Origin of the sequence: Streptomyces sp. NPDC127084, assembly GCF_042724175.1 — a bacterium.
Classification (GTDB): domain Bacteria; phylum Actinomycetota; class Actinomycetes; order Streptomycetales; family Streptomycetaceae; genus Streptomyces.
Window position 1 is genome coordinate 114,006 of record NZ_JBHXFA010000002.1, and the last position, 2,908, is coordinate 116,913.

2 protein-coding genes and 1 pseudogene are annotated in these 2,908 nt (G+C 72.9%); 1 reads left to right on the top strand and 2 read right to left on the bottom strand.

Annotation, left to right across the window (positions count from 1 at the left end; all coding sequences use genetic code 11):
• Positions 1 to 156: 156 nt before the first annotated feature.
• Positions 157 to 1,446, bottom strand: coding sequence for an MFS transporter (locus ACFWI9_RS01365; protein ID WP_387158131.1), 1,290 nt, complete (start codon positions 1,444 to 1,446; stop codon positions 157 to 159).
• A 100-nt stretch (positions 1,447 to 1,546) separates the two neighbouring features.
• Between ACFWI9_RS01365 and ACFWI9_RS01370 the strand changes: the two genes are divergently transcribed.
• Positions 1,547 to 2,632, top strand: a complete 1,086-nt coding sequence (locus ACFWI9_RS01370; protein ID WP_387158133.1) for a DUF5937 family protein — start codon at positions 1,547 to 1,549, stop codon at positions 2,630 to 2,632.
• A gap of 174 nt (positions 2,633 to 2,806) precedes the next feature.
• On the opposite strand, the pseudogene ACFWI9_RS01375 reads toward ACFWI9_RS01370, so the two are convergent.
• Positions 2,807 to 2,908, bottom strand: a pseudogene (locus ACFWI9_RS01375) (ATP-binding protein); the annotation flags it as partial.

Consider the following 2,908-nt stretch of genomic DNA (forward strand, 5'->3'; position numbering starts at 1 on the left):
CGTGTTCCCCGCCCCGTCGGTGTTGCGGGGGGTTCGGTGCCGCCCTCCGCGCCCCCGCGTGCGGCGTGCGTCCTGGCCCCCCCCCCCCCCCCCGGGGCGGGGGGGCGAGGCGCGTATCAGCGCGGAGCGGCGAAGCGAATCCGGGAGTCCCCGCCGCTATCTCGCACCGTCATCGCAAGTGACTTCCGCAGCCGCGGGTGTGCTCCCGGCCGGTGCCGGTGAAGGTGCCGGCACCGAATGAGGTGTTGCCTGGTCCTTCTCGGTGGCGACGGCGGATGCGGACAGGAGTGTCGCAGCGGTCAGACTGCCCCAGAGCGCGGCCGGACCGTGCGGTGCGAGAGCGGCGATGACCGCGGGGGAGACGGCGAGACCGAAGCCCGTGGAGAGCTCGAAGCGGGCCAGGGTGCGTCCCAGGGCATGCGCCGGGGCCAGGGCAGTGACCAGCGCGGTGGCGCTGCCCGCGTAGACGATCTCGCCGATCGTGCACACCACCGACACCACGGCGATCGCCGGGGCGGCCCAGCCGTGGCCGAGCGCGGTGGCCCCGAGGAAGCCGAGGTAGGACACGGCGAGCAGCACACCGGCCACAGCCAGCACGGTCGGCCGTGGGAAGCGGGACATCAGGACGGTGACCGGGACCTGGAGCGTGACCACCAGCACGGTGTTGGCCACGAAGATGGCCGCCGACCACACCGGCGACGCGTCCAGCTGCGTGACCAGGACCAGCGGGAGCGCGATTTCGGGGACGTTGAGGCAGAAGACGTAGACCACGTTGGCGGCCAGCAGGGCGCGCATCCGGGGTGCGGGCCCGTGGTCCTCCCCGTCCTGGGCCGGGTGAGCGGTCGGCCGTGCGTACAGGCGGACCGACCACGAGAGGGCCGCCGCGGCGAGATAGGCGAGCCCGGTGACCACCGCCAGCGCCTGCAACGCGGTGGTGCCGCCCGCCAGGCAGGCGGTGGCGATGAGCGCACCCACGCCCAGACCGGCGTTGCGCAGCGCGCGGCCCGCCGCGAGGGCGGTATCGCGGTCACGGCCGTGGGCGACCGTGGCGACGAGGGCGGCGTGTGCCGCCGGCCAGGCCTGGTTGCCGATGCCGAGGAACAGCGCCGCCGTCGTGAACAGCCATACGTGCCCCGTCGGGGTGGCCATGAGCAGTCCCACGCCCAGTGCCCGCACCAGCATCGACGCCGCGACGACCGTGCTGCGCGCGCCCCGGTCCAGCCATCGGCCCACCGCGGGCATGCACACCAGACCCGCGACGATGCCGACCGTCATGGCGATGCCGGTGAGGGGCGCGGACAACCTCAGCACCATCACTCCGTACAGCAGCAGGAAGGGCCGCAGCAGTCCGGTGCCGAACGCGTCCACGGCCAGGGCGGCGGCATAGCGGGGGCCTCCGGAGGCCCGGACGAGGGCCTTGGGCCGGAACTTGGTGGTGGTTGCCATGGCGTCAAAAGATGGGGCCGGATCGCTGGCTGAGCACGCCGGTTGACGGACCCCGTCAAACGGCGACGCCGCCGGACTCCGGACCGACGATGATGAGACGGTGACGTTGAGGATCGACATCAGCGGACTGCCTTCCGAGCGACTGCTGTTCGCCGCCTCCCCGCTGGCCGAGCTGACCGCGATGCTGCATGTGCTGGCCGAACCCGGCCACCATCCGCGGCACGCGCACCGGGCCGGGGAGGTCTGGGCAGAGCTGCCGCCGGAACTGGCCGAACGGTTGCGGGAGGCCGAGTTCCTCTGGCGTTCCTCAGCCGCCGACTTTTTGCTCCCCGCCAGGCCTCGGCCGACCCTCGCCGAGGAACTGGACGACGTGGACCGGATGGACGACGAAACGTATGTGACCGCCGCGCTCGTCAGCACGTGCGGCAACAGGCGGGTCCGCTACGCCGCGCGATCGCCGCTCAGCGACGCGACGGCGCGTGAACGGGCCCTGGACCTGGCCCAGGCTCGCGGCGCGCGGCAGGAAGCCTTCGCGGAACGGCTGCTCGCGGACCCGGCGGGCGTGCGGGCGCGAGTGCGGGACACCCTGGAACAGTGCGCCGAGGCCTTCTTCGACGCCGCGTGGGCGGACGTCGCCGTGCGGCTCGCCACCGATCTGCGCCTCAAGAACGACCTGCTGAAGCGCCAGGGCGTCGGTGCGGCTCTCGCATCGGTCTCCGGAGCTGTCGCCCTGGCACCGGACGGCGACTGCATCGTCGTGGACAAGCTGCAGGACACGGCGACCACCGGCCACGGCGCCGGAGTCACCTTCATTCCCAGTGTCTTCGGCAGCCCGCACCTGGTGGCGGTGCACGCGCCCGGCTGGCAGCCGGTACTGCAGTACCCCGTGGCCGAACCGGGACCGGCAGAACCGGTGTCGCTGGAGACGGTCACCGCACGGCTGGAGGCACTCAACCACCCGGTCCGGCTACGACTGCTGCGCACGCTGGCCCGTGGCCCGCACACCAACGGAGAGTTGGCCCACACCTGGGAACTGTCGGCACCGGAGGTTTCCCGCCACCTCGCCGTCCTGCGCCGCGCGGGACTGCTCACGGCCCGGCGGGACGGCCGCTACGTCCGGTACACCCTCAGCGTGCCGGATCTGACGGCGCTGGGCGGTGATCTGCTGGCCGCCGTACTGCGCTGAGCGGACTTCCGGAACCCCGACCCCGGGGTTCCCGGCAGCCGGTCCGCCCCAGGCGATGAAGCGGCCGGGTGCCGTGGTGGCGGAGCCCGGAGCGCCCACATGAAACGAACGGGGTCCCGCACTCCATGAGGAATGGGAACCCCGCTCGCGGGACCGGTCCGGCGGTGGCGGCCGCTACCGCAGTCGTGCCATGAGTGCGTGCTCGACCAGGGTGATGAGCGCGCTTTTGGCGTCGGCGCGGTGGCGGGCGTCGGTGGTGATGATGGGTGTGTCGGG